This window comes from Pseudomonas sp. TREG-RG-20F-10-E-6-01, assembly GCF_022662455.1.
Lineage (GTDB): Bacteria > Pseudomonadota > Gammaproteobacteria > Pseudomonadales > Pseudomonadaceae > Aquipseudomonas.
In genome coordinates this window covers 137,807-152,512 of sequence record NZ_JAKNQP010000004.1, presented here as the reverse complement: position 1 = coordinate 152,512, position 14,706 = coordinate 137,807, and the positions used below count along the sequence as shown (strand labels likewise).

The window sequence follows — 14,706 nt, the reverse complement described above, 5'->3', positions numbered from 1 at the left end:
CAGGGGCGAATCGCCCCTGTCATACACGGGCTAGCGATTACGTGTTACGCGCCAAATGGTATTGGCCAGGTCATCGGCAATGATCAGCGCACCTTTGGGGTCCACCGTCACGCCTACTGGGCGCCCACGCGTCTTGCCGTCATCGCCACGAAAACCGGTGGCAAAATCAATCGGTTCACCCGCCGGCTTGCCATTGCTGAAGGGCACGAAGATCACTTTGTAGCCCACCGGGTTATCGCGGTTCCAGCTGCCGTGCTCGCCGACAAACGCACCGTCGGCGAATTTCTCACCCATCGCAGGGCTGGAAAAGTCCACACCCAACGCTGCAACGTGGGAGCCCAGGCTGTAATCGGGCTTGATGGCGGCGGCGACTTTCGCCGGGTTCTGCGGTTGCGCGCGTGGGTCGACGTTCTGGCCCCAGTAGCTGTAGGGCCAGCCATAGAAGGCGCCTTCACGCACCGAGGTCAGGTAGTCGGGCACCAGGTCCGGGCCGAGTTCATCGCGCTCGTTGGCCACCGCCCACAATTGCCCGGAGCCGGGTTGAATCGTGAGCGCGGTCGGGTTGCGAATGCCGGTGGCGTAGGGTTTGTGCGCGCCGGTGGCGGCATCGATTTGCCAGACCATCGCCCGGTCGATTTCCACTTCCATGCCGCGCTCGGTGATGTTGCTGTTGGAGCCGATGCCCACGTACAGCTGGCGCCCGTCCTCACTCACGGCCAGCGACTTGGTCCAGTGATGGTTGATCTGCGCCGGCAGGTCGGTGATTTTGGTCGGCGGGCCACTGGCTTTGGTCTGGCCGTCGGCGTAGTCAAAGCGCACCAGCGCGTCCTGGTTGGCGACGTAGAGTTTGCCGTCGGCGTAGGCCAGGCCATAAGGCGCATTGAGGTTGTCGGCAAATACCGTTTTCAATTCATAGGTGCCGTCACCGTCGGCGTCGCGCAGCAGCGTCAGGCGGTTGCCGCCCTTGACCTTGGTGTTGCCCTCGGCCTTGATCACGCTGGCGATCACGTCCTTGGGCTTGAGCTTGGCCGCGCTGCCGCCACGGCCTTCGGCGACGAGGATGTCGCCGTTGGGCAGCACCAGGGTCTGGCGCGGGATAGCCAGGTCGGTGGCAATGGCGGTAACGCTGTAGCCCTCGGGCACCTTGGGTTTCTGCTCGCCCCAGGGCGCGGGCTCGGCAATTTTCATGCTCGGCAACAGGCTGCTTTGTTGCTCGGGCAATTTCGGGTCGGGGCCGCGGGCCTGGGTTTTGTCGCCTTCGCCACCACAGGCGGTCAGCAACAGGGCGGCGCTCAATACGCTCAGGGTGTGAAAGGGTTTCATTGGGCAACTCCCGAGCGCAGGTTAGTCAGGCCGATCCACGTTGCGGCGATGGCCAGCACCGTGACGATCACCGACAGGATCAGGCCGCCAGGCATCATCGCGTAGGCGTCCTTGGCGTGCTGAAAGGCGTTGACCAGCCCAAGCACCCAGGTCGCCAGCAGCAGCAGGAAATAAGCTGCAGGGCGCCCGGCCTTGCGTTCGGCGCGCAGCAGGTTGACCAGCGCAAACAACAGCGCAAAGCCACTGAACACCAGCGCGCCGGCGATCAGCCAGGATGCAAAGTTGGCCCACTGGATCTGGTAGGTCTGGCCGTAGGCAATGTCACTGAGCAAGGCACCCAAAAACAATGGCACGGCGCCGGCCAGCAAGATCGAGTGCAGCGGGCCAGGTCTGACGGTGGGATAGGCGGGGAGGGTAGTCATGTCGGTGGCGGCTCCTTATCGTTCAGCACCCTGGGATCAGGGCACGGTGACTTCGCATAGGAAAGGAGCCTGGCATTTGTAAGAAAGTTCAGTGGGGCTTCGTGTCGAGATGTTTTTCAAACCACGCCGCATACGGCGTATTGGCCACCCGGTAACGGTTGTAGTCCGGGCTGCCATCACGCCACCACACCGGGCCACGCTCACCGAGTGCAACCTTGGCCTGCTGCACCTGCTGGCGCGCCGCGCGCAATTGGCTGGCGTCGCCGCTGGCCTTGGCCGACTTGACGGCGCGGCGCGCATCCATCAAAGCGTTGACCCAGCGCTGTCGCGTGGCTTCATTCAGCTCGGGGTTGGTGCAGCGCCACAGCTGACCCTTGACCACAAAGTAGCGCCCGTCGGGGGTGCTAAGCATGGTGCCAGCGCAGGACGCGCAACAGGCCCCACGTCATGGAAAACACAATTGCCATCCAGCCGGCAAACAGGCTGCAGAGTGTCATTGCAAGGTTCATCATCACCTCCATTGCGTTATCGTTCCTTATAGGTGACCGCCAGGTGAAACCGGGATTCAACTTGATTCACGCACGACGCGCGTTGAATGAACCCTTAGCGGCGCCATGCGCCTAACATTCTGTTGTCCTCACGCTCACTCATTACCTGGCCTTTCCATGAACCATCCTCGCATCGGCTTTGCCTGCCAGTACAAGCACGCTGAACGCCTGCCGTCAGCCAGTGCGCTCAAGTTAATCGAAGGCCCCTACAACCCACGTACCACCACTTTGCGCTGGATGGAGAGCGTCGAACCTCAGGTCGCCCGCAGCAAATTGGTCGAGGTGGTGACCCACAACCTCGCGGCGCAATTGCGCCTGCTGGCCTATGTCGCCGAGCTGCCTGCGACGCTGCGCATGCTGCGCTTGAGCAGTGACCTGCTGCCGTTCTACAGCCACCCGAAAGTGGCAGATGTCTACAAAGACCCGGCCCTTGTGCGTCAGTTGAGCGAGGGGTTCGCCGCCATCGGCGACCTGGCTCGCGCCTCGGATATCCGGTTGTCCTTTCACCCTGGGCAATATTGCGTGCTGGGCTCGGACAACCCCGGCGTGGTGGAAAACAGCGTGGCCGAGTTCGAATACCACGCCGACATGATCCGCATGATGGGCTACGGCCGCCGCTTTCAGGACCTCAAGTGCAACGTCCACATCGCCGGCCGCTTGGGCGTTGAAGGCACCCGCGCGGTGTGGTCACGCTTGTCCGAGGTGGCGCGTAATTGCATTACCTTTGAAAACGACGAAAAAACCTACGGCCTGGACCACTGTCTGCAAGTCGCCGACCTGGCACCGGTGGTGCTGGACATTCATCACTGCTGGATCAACGAGGACGAATACATCGACCCCGATTCGCCACGGGTTGCCCGCGTCATCGAAAGCTGGCGCGGCGTACGCCCGACGATGCATTACTCCCAGCCCCAGGAAAGCCTGCAAGCGCTGGGGTTTGACGCCGAGCACAAGCTGGAAATGGACGCGCTCCTGAAGGTGGTCGCCAAGCGCGATCTGTACGCCCACAGCGCGCAAATGTGGAACCGCTGGACCAATGACTACGCGCTGCAGTTTCTCGAGCGCTTCGACATCATGCTGGAGGCCAAAGACAAGAACGTCGCGGCGCTGGCATTTTATGAGTATTGGCAACGTCGTTCGGCGTGAAAAATGGCATGCTGCGTGGCCCGACATAAGGAACCGTTCCATGCCAACCCTGCATCTGTTGTGCGGCAAGATTGCCTCCGGCAAATCCACCCTGGCTCAAACCCTGGCCGCCGAGCACGCCGCCCTTGTGCTCAGCGAAGACCAGTGGCTGGCGCAGCTCTATCCGGGTGAGATTCTGTCGATTGCCGATTACCTGCGCTGCGCCCAGCGTGTTCGCGCGGTGGTGGGGCCGTTGGTGATCAATCTGTTGAAATCGGGCATCAATGTGGTGCTTGATTTCCCGGCGAACACACTGGCCAACCGTGAATGGTTGCTGGGTTTGGCAAAAGCAGCTCAAGCGCCGCACCGCCTGCATTACCTGGAACTGGACGACGCCACCTGCCGCGCCCGCTTGCATGCGCGCAATGCTCAGGGCGAGCATGATTTTGCCGCCACGGACGCCGAGTTCGACCTGATCACGCGCCATTTCTGTGTGCCCAGTGAGTCGGAAGGCTTGGTGATTGAGGTGCATCGCCCATGAGCGCGCCTCCAGGTGTCGATGCCAATGGCTGTGTGCTGACCATTGCCGATGCGCCCATTCAAGCTCAATTCCAACCGCTGCTGGCCGATGTACGCGAGTCTCTGGCAGGCGCAGGGCTGGGCTTGCACAGCCTTTACCTCTACGGCAGTGTCGCGAGGGGCGATGCCAGCCCAGGCGAGTCCGACCTTGATGTGACGCTGGTGCTGACTGATCCGCCGGATGCGCACGTACTCGAGGCGTTGGAGCAGCTGCGCCAGGCCCTGGAGCAACGGCACGAGGTGGTGAGCAAGATCGACTTCGACATCGGCCACCGCGCCGAGGTGCTGGCGCCCGAGAACCGCAACCGCTGGGGCTTCTGGCTCAAGCACCATTGCCGTTGCGTGTGGGGCGATGATCTGTCGCTGCGCTTCGAGCCGTTTCGGCCCTCACGTGACATCGCCTTGGCGCTCAATGGTGACTTCGAGCCGGTGTTGAACGGTTACCTCACACGCATCGAACACGCCAACTCGGCACCTGAGCGACTTCGCCTGCAACGCGAAGCGGCGCGCAAGTTGATTCGGGCGACGCACACTTTGCGCACGGCAGACGCGTCAGGCTGGCCGCAAACCCTGGAAGAGCATGTGGCCTTGTTCGTGCTGCATTACCCGTCGATGCGTGTCCAGATCGCCTACTTCCTGTTTGAGGCGCGTAACCCGAGTGCCGAATGCGCGGCGTTTTCCACGCGCCTGCAGGCCTTTGTCAGCTGGATGGTTTCACCGCAGGCTTAGATAGGTGTATGGCGCTCAACCTCACTTTGCATACGCCGAGCCTATGATTAACTTTCGCCTGATTCGCCACCTCCGGCTGTTCCTTGCCGTTGCCGAAGAACAGCATTTCGGCCGCGCAGCCAAGCGTCCATGGCGTGCGGCTGGCGCTGATTACCCAGTGCGGGCACTTCCCGATGTATTCCAACCCGGCGGCGATGTGGCACCAGATTGCAGACTTCCAGCGCCGCACGCTTTAGGACTTGAAGCGTCCCACCAAGGCGTTCAACTCATCCGACAAACCTGCCAATCGCCCCGAATCATCCTGGGCTGAGTTGGCCAGGCTTTCGACCAATCGCGCCTCGTCGTAGATCTGCTGGATGTGCCGGTTGATCTCTTCGGCGACGCTGTGTTGCTCCTCGGCGGCGGCGGAAATTTGCAGGTTCTGGTCGCGGATTTCATTCACCGACAGCTGAATGCCCTCAAAGCTGTCTCGCGCGCTTTCAATCGACGACACGCTGGCGCGTGACAGGTCCAGGCAACTGCTCATCTTCTGCGTGACTTCCTCGGTCTTGCTGCCCAGGGTGCCGAGCAGTTGCTCGATCTCGCCAGTGGAGTCCGAAGTGCGCTTGGCCAACGCGCGTACCTCATCGGCCACCACGGCAAATCCTCGGCCTTGATCACCGGCGCGGGCCGCTTCAATCGCCGCGTTGAGCGCGAGCAGGTTGGTCTGTTCGGCGATGGCGCGAATGGTGCCGAGGATCTGGTTGATGCTGCGGCTACCGGCTTCCAGCTCGACCATCGCTTGGGACGACTCGGTCAGGCGGCGGCCCAGGCGATTGACGTTATCGGTGGTGACTTCGATCTGTTGCTTGCCCTCGGCCACGCGGCGATGGCCGTTCTCGGCCGACTCTGCCGCGCCACTGCAGGAGCGCGCGACCTCGTTGGCGGTGGCGACCATTTCGTTGAACGCAGTGGACACCAGTTCCACCGCCTCACGCTGACGGCCGGCGGCGTCGTTCATGTTGTGCGCCACCTGGCTGTTGACCCGTGACGCGTCCTGCAAGTTGGTCGAGGCCGCGCCGATATGCTGGATCAGCTGACGGATAGCGGCGAGAAACTTATTGAACCAGCCAGCCAGTTCGGCGGTTTCATCCTTGCCCTGCACCTGCAATTCATGCCGCAGATCGCCTTCACCTTGGGCAATGGATTGCAAACCGGTGCTGACCTGGCCGATCGGTTTGACGATCACCTTGGAAAACGCCGCTGCAATCAGCCCGAAGATCAACACCAGCACCGCCACAATGGCTGCGGTCAGGTACGTCATGCGCGTGGCAGCCGCCATCACCTCGTTGTATTCGATCAGCCCGACGTAACGCCAGCCGAGGCCGGGCGAGGTCCAGACGTTGGCCATGTAGCGCACGCCGTCGATGACCACCTCGGTGGAACCCTGGGCCGTTTCGGCCAGATGCGCGTAAGGCGCGCCGAGCGCTTTGAGCGGCTTGAAGTTGTGCGCGGCATCGCGCGGGTCGACCAGCACCACGCCGTCTTCGATCAGCATCACGTAGCCGCTTTCACCCAGCTTGATGCTCTTGAGCAATTCGGTGAGGTTCTTCAGCGACACACTCACCACGAACACGCCCTTGGCCTTGCCGGTGGTGTCCAGCAGCGCGCGCGCGGTGCCTACCAGGGCCACGTCATCCTTGTCGTAATAGTAAGCGGGGGTGCGCACGGTTTTGTTGGGGCTGGCCATTGCGGCCTTGTACCAGGGGCGGGTACGCGGGTCGTACTGGGACAGTTGCGGGTCATCGGGCCATTTGGCGTAGGTGCCGTCTTCCAGGCCGATGGACAAAATGGCCGCCGAAGGGTGGGTGGCGCCGAAGCGCGCGAATTGGTCGATGACCTGCTGAGCCTGGGCCGGCAGCGATTGGCTGGCCGCATTGGCAGGCCGGTAATCCTTGAGCGTGTTCAGCGAAGTGTATACAGGATCAGCGGACATCTGATCGACGTTCTGCAAGGTGCCATCGAAGAATTGCCGGATGTTGCCATCGATCTGGCGTATTTCACGGGTGCTGCCGTCGATGAATTGCTCCACCGCCTGGGTTCGTGTGTTCATCACGCAGATCAGCGCGACCAGGCTGACCGGGATAAAGGCCACGGAGACGAACGCGAGTACCAGCTTATTTTTTATCTTCATCGAGACGACCATCGGCAGGGAGGGCGACCAAATCATCGTCTCTATCAGCGAGGCGGCGATTTGCTATCACTGCCTGTTTCGGCTAGGAGGCGGTAAATCTTTAGCAGTATTTTGTGCACAACAAAAATAGTTTTTGTTCTGGGGTTTCGAGCGATAGAGCACGGTCATTCGATTGATGACGTGGTAGCTATCTGCTGGTCGCGCCCGGCTGGGTGCGCACGCAAATGGGCGACCCCGGTGCGCCGCTTGAAATCGGCGAAAGCATCGCGCTGGTGGTGGAAACCGTGGAAGGGCACGCCGGAGCGCCGGGCCTGACGTTTACGGATCGGCACGGCCTGACGTTACCTTGGTGACCCTTGCCCGAGGTTTGTCAGCGTAGACCTTTGGTTGCCCGTATCGAATCGTCCTTGATGTCCTCGGCGAATTTGCGCATCAGGCGTACCAGGTTTTCGAAATCGCCTTCCTCCCAGGTCGAGAAGATCGACACGCCCATGCGCTCGCGGGCGTCATCCACGCGGTCGGTCATGGCCTTGCCTTTTTCGGTGATGACTGACTCGCGTACACGACGGTCCACGGCGCTTTCCTGGCGCAGGATCAGGCCGAGGCTTTCCAGCTTCGCCACTTGGCGGCTCACGGTGGTGTAGTCGCGGCCCACGCGGTCGGCCAGTTCGACCACGCCAATCGGACCCAACCGTTCAACCAGCACCAGCAGCGGAAACAGCGCGCGGTCCAGGGAAATCCCGGCCTCGCGCACCATTGCTTCGTCACGCTGGGGGCGGTTCATCACCCCAACGATCTCCACGAGCGAGCCGTGCAAGTCACGCAGTTGTGCGCTCATATGTGCGTTTTGCACGCTTTTTGTTGACACTGTGTTTCTCCGTCATAATATGTGCGTATTGCACATATAGGTGATCCGTATGAACGAGCGATGCGCTGTCGATGTAGTGATTTGCGGTGCCGGTGCGGCCGGCCTGACCCTGGCGATCGACTTGGCGCGACGGGGCATCACCTTCCGCCTGGTCGAGAAAAACGCCGAGCCTTTTCACGGCTCACGTGGCAAGGGCATTCAGCCGCGGTCGCAGGAAATTTTCGAAGACCTCGGGATTCTGGATCGCCTGTTCGCTGTGGGTGGAGTCTATCCGACTGAGCGGCGCTACCGCGACGATGGCAGCTACACCGATGCCGATTCCATCGAGCGCAACGCCTCGACGGCAGCCGAGCCGTATCAACAACCGTTGATGGTGCCGCAATTTCTGACCGAACGCGTGATGCGCGAACGCTTGCTCGAGCTAGGGCACCGGCCGGAGTTTGGTTGCGAGTTGGTGGGATTCGAGCAGGATGATGAGGGCGTCAGCGTACAGCTGGCCAGCGCGGCAGGTACGCAATCGGTGCACGCGCGCTGGCTGGTGGGTGCCGACGGCGGTCGCAGTTTTGTGCGTCACGCCCTCGAAATCGGGTTTGCGGGAAAGACGCTGGGCGCGCGTGCGCTGGTCGCCGATGTGCAGTTGTCAGGGCTTACGCGGGACTGCTGGCACCGCTTCGGCGAAGGCGACCTGCTACGGCAGGTCGCCGTGTGCCCTCTGGCCGGCACCGAGCTGTTCCAGATTCAGGCGCCGATTGCGCTCCAGGCGCAGGTCGACCTCAGCGCACAAGGGCTGACGGCATTCATCGCAGAGCGCACCGGGCGCGATGACATCCAGGTGCACGCCGTCTCCTGGGCGTCGGCCTACAGCATGAATGCCCGCTTGGCCGATCACTATTGCGTCGGGCAGGTGTTTTTGGTCGGCGACGCTGCGCACATTCATCCACCCACTGGCGGCCAGGGGCTCAATACCAGCGTGCAGGATGCCTACAACCTGGGCTGGAAACTGGCGGCGGTGGCCAACGGTGCACCTGAAACGCTGCTCGACACTTATGAACAAGAGCGGCGCCCGATAGCCGCTGCGGTGCTGGGCTTGTCGACCCAGTTGCTCCAGGGCATGCAACGCGGCGACATGCGCCGGGGCAGGGAAGTGCATCAACTCGACCTGGGCTACCCGCAATCGTCACTCGCGCTGGGGCACGCCGAACGCGTCGGCAACCGTGCGCCGGATGCGGGGCTTCGCGGCGCCGGCGGGCAATCACTGCGCCTGTTTGATATGTTCAAGGGGCCGCATTGGACGCTGCTGGGATACGGTGTTGCACCCGGCTTGGTGTCGCCTCGGGCCGGGCTGCATATCCACCTCATCGGCGCGCACGGTGAGCTAATCGATGACCAAGGGCAGTTTCAAGACGCTTATGAACTGGCGCCTGGGGAGTGGGTGCTGGTGCGTCCGGATGGCTATATCGGCGCGATTGTTTCGTCAGGCAGTATCGAATCCTTGGAGGCGTACTTGTTGCAGGTCGGGCTTTCGCCGGTGCTGCTGGACAAGGCCTGCTAACCGCCGCGGGTTATCGACGCTTGAGGATGGTTTGCAGGGCGGCGGCCAGGACGGCGATATTGCCGCCTGCTGAACCGCCGCAAAGGCCAGTGCTTGGTCAGTTCGTAGAATGGCTGCACTGCACTGTCCATCGGAGTCACTCCTCAGTCGGCATGCCGTGCGCCCGTTCGGTTGCTGGGCTGACAGGGTTAGCCCGGCCAATGTTTGCATGGATACGTCTGGTTCACATAGCCTGCTGCTTTCTTCCCCGCGTCATTAAGGACAATGCATGCCGCTGATTTCACACCGCGTAGAACTGGCCCGCAAGGGTGCCAACGACAAGGTTATCTGCCGCATGGCCTCGGGTTGGGCAGTCATGGGCGACGTACAGTTTTTGCCAGGTTACTGCCTGCTGCTGCCCGATCCCGTGGTCGCCAGCCTCAATGACCTGGACGCCAACGCCCGCGCTACCTACCTGCTCGACATGGCGCGCATCGGCGATGCCCTGTTGGCCGCCACCGATGCGTTGCGCATTAATTACGAGATTCTGGGAAACTCGGAACCGCAGTTGCACAGCCATATTTTCCCTCGCTACGCCACGGAGCCGGACGACAAACGCACGATGCCCGTATGGTTCTACGACTGGAAAACGGCACCGCCTTACGCTGAAGAGCAGCACGGTGACCTGCGCAAGAAGCTCGCGCAGTTGCTGACCTCCCCACTGGACGCAGGATGATGATGCAAAGAAATAAGCTGGTCCCGGAATTGATGGTCACTGACCTGAATGCCAGCCTCGAATTCTGGGTGTCATGGGTAGGCTTTAACGTGGCTTACCAACGTTTGGAAGAAGGGTTTGCCTACCTGGACCTCAACGGCGCGCAGGTGATGCTCGAGCAAATCGACCCGCGCGCCAATCAATGGCAAACGGCGGCATTGGACCTGCCGTTGGGGCGCGGTATGAATCTGCAGATTGATGTCGCGGCGGTAGGTCCGGTGCTTGAGCGGCTGGATGCTGCGGCGTATCCCATGTTCAAGCCCTGCAAGGATGTCTGGTATAGGGCCGGTGAGGTCGAGGTCGGGCAGCGTGAGTTTCTCGTGCAGGACCCGGACGGCTATTTGGTCAGGCTGGTCGAACGACTTGGCGAAAGGGCACGCCGGCTCGATGACGGGGTGCCCACATAGCGCGTGGCTCAGTGCGCGATGGCATTCAGCTCAGCGACAGTCTCATCGGTCAATGCCAGTTCGCCCACCGCCAGGTTTTCATGCAAGTGCGCCACCGACGAGGTGCCGGGAATCAGCAGAATGTTCGGTGAGCGGCGCAGCAGCCACGCCAGCGCCAGCTGCTTGGGCGTCACGCCCAGCCGCTCTGCCACACGCGTCAGTGTCGATGACTGCACCGGCGTAAAACCACCCAGTGGGAAGAACGGCACGTAGGCAATGCCTTGCTGTGCCAGCTCGTCGATCAGGGCGTTATCGTGCTGGTGCGCGATGTTGTACAGGTTCTGCACGCACACGAACTTAACGATGTTGCGCGCCTCGGCCACCTGCGTCGGCGTCACGTTGCTGATGCCGATATGGCGCACCAGGCCTTGCTGTTGCAGTTCTGCCAGCGCGGTCAGTGGCGCTTCGTTCGAGCCTTCGCCGGGGCCCATCAGGTTGTGGGACGCGCGGAAATTGACCACGTCCAGTACATCCAGGCTCAGGTTGCGCAGGTTGTCATGCACGGCCTGTATCAGCGCTTCCCTGGAAGGCGCGGCATGCCAGCCACCTTCGCTGTCACGGCGGGCGCCGATCTTGGTGACGAGGGTGAGGTCATCGCGGTAAGGGTGCAGCGCCTCGCGAATCAGCTGATTGGTGATATGCGGCCCGTAGAAGTCGCTGGTGTCGATGTGGTTCACGCCGGCTTCGACGGCCTCGCCCTGATCCGCTGCACCACCACCCGAGTGGCTGAGCGCGCCGGCATGTCGGTGGGCAGCCTCTACCAGTACTACCCCAACCGCGACGCGCTGCTTGCCGCCGTACTGCAAAAACACCTCGAGTGGGTGGCCGAGGCGGTCGAGTTGGCGTGCGGCCGGCACCAGGGCAGGCCGGTGGCGGAAATGGCGTGCGGCCTGGTCAGCGCGCTGGTCACCGCCAAGTTGCGCGACCAGGGCATTTCCAAGGCGTTGTATGCCATTGCGGGCGAGCGGGGCGGTGCCGAATTGGTCGCGCGCATCAATAAGCGCATGGTAGCGGTGATCGCCGCCATGCTGGAGACGGCGCCGGATGCGCATTTCGAAGACCCGATCCTGACCGCCGGGATTTCCCTGAGCGCTATCGTCGGCCCGGTACGGACCCTGCTCGAAGGCAACGCATCGCCCGCGTTCGAGCCGGACTTGAGCAGCAGACCACGCTGCTGTTACGGGGCTATCTGCAAGCCCATCAGCACCCGGTTTCAAACAAGGAATAAAGCGAATGCGCGAGCGCAAGGCATCACGATTGTTGGTGATAAACCCGGCGGGCGAAGTCCTGCTGTTCAGGTTTGTGCATAAAGACGGCGCCCTGGCCGGCCGGGATTACTGGGCCACGCCCGGCGGCGGCGTCGAGGCGGGCGAAACCTTCCACGCGGCAGCCATCCGTGAACTGCGCGAGGAGACGGGCATTGTGGTCAGCGCTGTTCAAGCGCCTGTGGCACAACGCAGCTTTGAGTTGATGCTGCCCAGCGGTGAAACGGTATTGGCGATTGAGCACTACTTTATCGTTCACGTCGCGAGCGAGGCGCTGTCCAGGGCAGAATGGACGCCGCAAGAGACGCAGGTGATGGCCGACCATCACTGGTGGTCCGCTCAGGCGTTGCGATCGACCAAGGACAGGGTATGGCCCCAGGGACTGGTTGAGATGCTGGTGAACGCGGGCATTTTTGCCGCTTAAGCAGCGGCAAGAATATCGAGTGTTTGCATGACCCTGGCGTAGTCCATCGCCAGGTTACTCAGCGACAGCGCATGCACATCCTCGGCAGGCCAGAGCCGCCCCGACAAGTCGGTTTGATCGAATGTATAGCAAGCGTCTGAAGCCACGATCACGTCAAAACCCAGGTTGCCGGCGGACCGCGCCGTAGACTCGACGGAATTGTTGGTTATCACGCCGACGATCACCAACTGCCTGATCGCGCGCATCTGCAGCCAGCGCTCCAGGCCGGTGACCGCGAACGCATCCGGCACGTTTTTCTCCAGCACCTGCTCATGCGCGAGCGGCGCCAGCGCTTCCTGGAATTCACAGCCTGGCTGGCCTGGCCAAAAGACCGAGCCGGGTGTGCGCGACATATGCCGGACATGCACGACCGGACGTTGCGACTGCCGCCAGGCGCCCAGAAGCTGCTGCATGTGCAACTCGGCCTCTGGGTTGTTGCGGCGCCCAAGCTTGGGATGGTGCATGCCCTGTTGCATGTCGATGATTACCAATGCTGCGTTTGTGGCTAACGGTTCCATGGCCCATCCTTTTGCTGATCTGGAGCGAACATATCAGCGATTGCCGGCATGCCAACAGGGATTTGTTCGAACCCAGCGCTGTTTGCCTTTACACTGCGGCCCCCAATTTCAGCAGGGATGCTCTGGATGCGCGCGCTACTGGCAGAAATCATCCTCACCCTCAAAGACACCGCGAGCGCAAAAGCGACCGCGACGGCGCACTATACGGTGCCGATGGAAACCGAAAACCTGATCATCGTGCGCGAGCCGCTGGCGTCGCAGCGCGTTGGTCCGTACCACATCCAACGGGTGAAAAACTTCGCGGTGATCGAACATAACTCGGCGCCGGACAGCCCCGACTACTTCACGGGCATGTACCGCAAGCAGCCCGCTCAACCCTGAGTGGGTCAGCGCAGCTTCTCGAGCATCTGGTAGTACCACATGCCCACCGCCAGCATCGGGTTGCCGAACACATCGCCCAGCGGCACCTTGATGTGTGTGCAGCCGGCAAAGGTGTCGTACTTTTCCAGCGTGCCGGTCAGCGCTTCGGCCATGATCTCGCCCATGATGTGGCTGGTGGCGATGCCATGCCCCGAGTAACCCTGGCAGTACCAGACATTCTCTGAGAGCTTGCCCAGCTGCGGGATGCGATTGATCACAATGCCCATCGCACAACTCCACTGGAACTCGATGTCTACCCCCCTCAATGCGGGAAACGTACGCTCGATGCAAGGGCGCAGTTCCGCAGCGATGTCGCGTGAGTCGCGCCCGGAATAGTTCGCGCCGCCACCGAACAGCAAGCGCCCATCGCCCGTCAGGCGGTAGTAATCGAGCACGAACCGGCAGTCGTACACCGCCAGGTCCTGTGGGTTGATCTGCTGCGCCAGCGCGCCCAGCGGCGCGGTTGTGACAATGCCGCCCATGGCCGGGAAGATTTTGCCCTTGAGCTGTTTGGGTTCGAGCCTGTGGTACACGTCGCCGGCCAGCAGCACCTGGCGCGCGTCGATGCGGCCAAGGGCGGTGATCACGGCAGGCCGGTCGCCATGCACGATTTCCAGCACTTCGGAGTTCTCAAAAATCAACGCCCCCAGGCCGTGCGCTGCGCGGGCTTCGCCCAGGCATAGGTTCAGTGGATGCACGTGCAGGTTGCGCGTGTTTTTCAGCGCACCGAGGTACAGCGGGCTGTCCAGATGCTGACGCATGGCGGCCTGATCGAGCAGACTGACCTGATCGCCCATGCCGCGCCGTTGTGCTTCATCGTGGAAAGCACGCAGTTCGCTCAGGTGTGAGGGCTTCATCGCCGCATGCAAGTGGCCGTGCTTGAGGTCGCAGTCAATTGCGTACCTGTTCACGCGTCGCTCGATGATCTCGTGACCACGCCAGCGCAGGTGCCAGATGAAGTCGTCGACCTGCGTGCCCAGGCGGTTGCGCATTTGCTCGCGCATGGCCTCATCGCCCGACAGGCTGCCGGTGACTTGCCCGCCATTGCGCCCACTGGCGCCCCAGCCGATCCGGTTGGTTTCGACAATCGCGACCTTGAGCCCGCGTTCAGCCAGCTCGACGGCACTGGCAACGCCGGTGAAGCCGCCGCCGATAATCACCACGTCAACGCTGACCTGGCCTTGCAGGGTCGGGTACTGGGTAGCATCGTTGAGGCTGGCGGTGTAATACGAAGCGCTGCGCTGGGCAGCACCGATGACAGGTCGCATGGCTGCGGTCATGGAAGGATCCTTCTGAAAAATGAATGCCGGTAAGGCGTTTCAACTTGATCAGAGGCGTGCATCGGGCGGACGCGCATGACGGCAATGCCACAGCGCCCAGAAGGCCAGGATGATATTGAACAGCGGGTTTTCGCAGGGACGCGCCTGCGCCTTCGGGAAGCAAGGTTGCAGGTGGCGAGAGAACACACGCAATAGCGAAATCATGGTTGCCGATGCTCCCACCACGCGCAGGTGCGTTAAA

The 14,706-nt window shown here is 61.9% G+C and carries 18 protein-coding genes and 2 pseudogenes; 11 read left to right on the top strand and 9 right to left on the bottom strand.

All coding sequences use genetic code 11. The annotated features are described in order from the left end of the window. Nucleotides 1–30: 30 nt before the first annotated feature. From L8K08_RS14825 to L8K08_RS14815, 3 genes are all read right to left on the bottom strand, one after another. Entirely contained in the window at nucleotides 31–1,323 is a 1,293-nt protein-coding gene (locus L8K08_RS14825) for a sorbosone dehydrogenase family protein (protein WP_242198212.1), read from the bottom strand. Next, nucleotides 1,320–1,745 carry a DUF2231 domain-containing protein gene (locus L8K08_RS14820; RefSeq protein WP_106579007.1) on the bottom strand — a complete coding sequence of 142 codons (426 nt, stop codon included), beginning with the start codon at nucleotides 1,743–1,745 and terminating at the stop codon, nucleotides 1,320–1,322. Before L8K08_RS14820 ends, L8K08_RS14825 begins: the two co-directional genes overlap by 4 nt. 88 nt (nucleotides 1,746–1,833) lie before the next feature. Next, a complete protein-coding gene (locus tag L8K08_RS14815; protein WP_242198209.1) occupies nucleotides 1,834–2,157 on the bottom strand; it encodes a hypothetical protein in 324 nt (107 codons plus the stop codon). 253 nt (nucleotides 2,158–2,410) lie between these two features. Between L8K08_RS14815 and uvsE the strand changes: the two genes are divergently transcribed. From uvsE to L8K08_RS14795, 4 genes and pseudogenes are all read left to right on the top strand, one after another. Next, nucleotides 2,411–3,439 (top strand): UV DNA damage repair endonuclease UvsE, encoded by a 1,029-nt coding sequence (gene uvsE, locus L8K08_RS14810; RefSeq protein ID WP_242198206.1) that lies wholly within the window; start codon nucleotides 2,411–2,413, stop codon nucleotides 3,437–3,439. A 40-nt stretch (nucleotides 3,440–3,479) separates the two neighbouring features. Beyond that, nucleotides 3,480–3,959 (top strand): ATP-binding protein, encoded by a 480-nt coding sequence (locus L8K08_RS14805; protein ID WP_145161124.1) that lies wholly within the window; start codon nucleotides 3,480–3,482, stop codon nucleotides 3,957–3,959. Beyond that, entirely contained in the window at nucleotides 3,956–4,726 is a 771-nt protein-coding gene (locus L8K08_RS14800) for a nucleotidyltransferase domain-containing protein (RefSeq protein WP_242198204.1), read from the top strand. The genes L8K08_RS14805 and L8K08_RS14800 overlap by 4 nt, the downstream gene beginning before the upstream one ends. 131 nt (nucleotides 4,727–4,857) lie before the next feature. Continuing rightward, a pseudogene (locus L8K08_RS14795) lies at nucleotides 4,858–4,962 on the top strand (alpha/beta hydrolase); the annotation flags it as partial. On the opposite strand, the gene L8K08_RS14790 reads toward L8K08_RS14795, so the two are convergent. Further along, entirely contained in the window at nucleotides 4,959–6,899 is a 1,941-nt protein-coding gene (locus L8K08_RS14790) for a methyl-accepting chemotaxis protein (protein ID WP_242198201.1), read from the bottom strand. The pseudogene L8K08_RS14795 and the gene L8K08_RS14790 overlap by 4 nt on opposite strands. Nucleotides 6,900–7,123: 224 nt before the next feature. Between L8K08_RS14790 and L8K08_RS30280 the strand changes: the two genes are divergently transcribed. After that, nucleotides 7,124–7,252 carry a hypothetical protein gene (locus L8K08_RS30280; RefSeq protein WP_277933638.1) on the top strand — a complete coding sequence of 43 codons (129 nt, stop codon included), beginning with the start codon at nucleotides 7,124–7,126 and terminating at the stop codon, nucleotides 7,250–7,252. 17 nt (nucleotides 7,253–7,269) lie between these two features. Here the strand turns inward: L8K08_RS30280 and L8K08_RS14785 are convergent, their stop codons facing one another. After that, the gene (locus tag L8K08_RS14785) at nucleotides 7,270–7,737 is read right to left on the bottom strand and encodes a MarR family winged helix-turn-helix transcriptional regulator (RefSeq protein WP_145161118.1); all 468 of its coding nucleotides are present in this window, start codon (nucleotides 7,735–7,737) and stop codon (nucleotides 7,270–7,272) included. A 79-nt stretch (nucleotides 7,738–7,816) separates the two neighbouring features. On the opposite strand from L8K08_RS14785, the gene L8K08_RS14780 reads away from it, so the two are divergent. The 3 genes from L8K08_RS14780 (at nucleotide 7,817) to L8K08_RS14770 (ending at nucleotide 10,480) form a co-directional block, all read left to right on the top strand. Continuing rightward, nucleotides 7,817–9,319, top strand: coding sequence for an FAD-dependent oxidoreductase (locus L8K08_RS14780; RefSeq protein ID WP_242198199.1), 1,503 nt, complete (start codon nucleotides 7,817–7,819; stop codon nucleotides 9,317–9,319). Between the two features lie 268 nt (nucleotides 9,320–9,587). Beyond that, on the top strand, nucleotides 9,588–10,034 hold the full coding sequence (locus L8K08_RS14775; RefSeq protein WP_242198196.1) for an HIT domain-containing protein: 447 nt from the start codon (nucleotides 9,588–9,590) through the stop codon (nucleotides 10,032–10,034). Beyond that, nucleotides 10,034–10,480: a VOC family protein gene (locus tag L8K08_RS14770; RefSeq protein WP_242198629.1), complete on the top strand. Its 447-nt coding sequence runs from the start codon at nucleotides 10,034–10,036 to the stop codon at nucleotides 10,478–10,480. The genes L8K08_RS14775 and L8K08_RS14770 overlap by 1 nt, the downstream gene beginning before the upstream one ends. 8 nt (nucleotides 10,481–10,488) lie before the next feature. On the opposite strand, the pseudogene L8K08_RS14765 reads toward L8K08_RS14770, so the two are convergent. After that, nucleotides 10,489–11,214, bottom strand: a pseudogene (locus tag L8K08_RS14765) (oxidoreductase); the annotation flags it as partial. On the opposite strand from L8K08_RS14765, the gene L8K08_RS14760 reads away from it, so the two are divergent. Then, nucleotides 11,188–11,829, top strand: a complete 642-nt coding sequence (locus tag L8K08_RS14760; RefSeq protein ID WP_242198194.1) for a TetR/AcrR family transcriptional regulator — start codon at nucleotides 11,188–11,190, stop codon at nucleotides 11,827–11,829. The pseudogene L8K08_RS14765 and the gene L8K08_RS14760 overlap by 27 nt on opposite strands. Then, a complete protein-coding gene (locus L8K08_RS14755; RefSeq protein WP_242198192.1) occupies nucleotides 11,753–12,208 on the top strand; it encodes an NUDIX domain-containing protein in 456 nt (151 codons plus the stop codon). Before L8K08_RS14760 ends, L8K08_RS14755 begins: the two co-directional genes overlap by 77 nt. On the opposite strand, the gene L8K08_RS14750 is transcribed toward L8K08_RS14755, so the two are convergent. Beyond that, nucleotides 12,205–12,765, bottom strand: a complete 561-nt coding sequence (locus L8K08_RS14750; RefSeq protein ID WP_242198190.1) for a cysteine hydrolase family protein — start codon at nucleotides 12,763–12,765, stop codon at nucleotides 12,205–12,207. The two genes, L8K08_RS14755 and L8K08_RS14750, sit on opposite strands and share 4 nt — an antisense overlap. Before the next feature lie 126 nt (nucleotides 12,766–12,891). Here L8K08_RS14750 and L8K08_RS14745 point away from each other — a divergent pair, with 126 nt between their 5' ends. Next, complete coding sequence (locus tag L8K08_RS14745) at nucleotides 12,892–13,146, top strand: hypothetical protein (RefSeq protein ID WP_242198188.1); 255 nt, start codon at nucleotides 12,892–12,894, stop codon at nucleotides 13,144–13,146. A 5-nt stretch (nucleotides 13,147–13,151) separates the two neighbouring features. On the opposite strand, the gene L8K08_RS14740 is transcribed toward L8K08_RS14745, so the two are convergent. Both L8K08_RS14740 and L8K08_RS14735 read right to left on the bottom strand, forming a co-directional pair. Next, nucleotides 13,152–14,465 (bottom strand): FAD-binding oxidoreductase, encoded by a 1,314-nt coding sequence (locus L8K08_RS14740; RefSeq protein ID WP_242198186.1) that lies wholly within the window; start codon nucleotides 14,463–14,465, stop codon nucleotides 13,152–13,154. Nucleotides 14,466–14,513: 48 nt separating this feature from the next. Then, nucleotides 14,514–14,669, bottom strand: coding sequence for a hypothetical protein (locus tag L8K08_RS14735; protein ID WP_178119684.1), 156 nt, complete (start codon nucleotides 14,667–14,669; stop codon nucleotides 14,514–14,516). Between the last annotated feature and the right edge of the window lie 37 nt (nucleotides 14,670–14,706).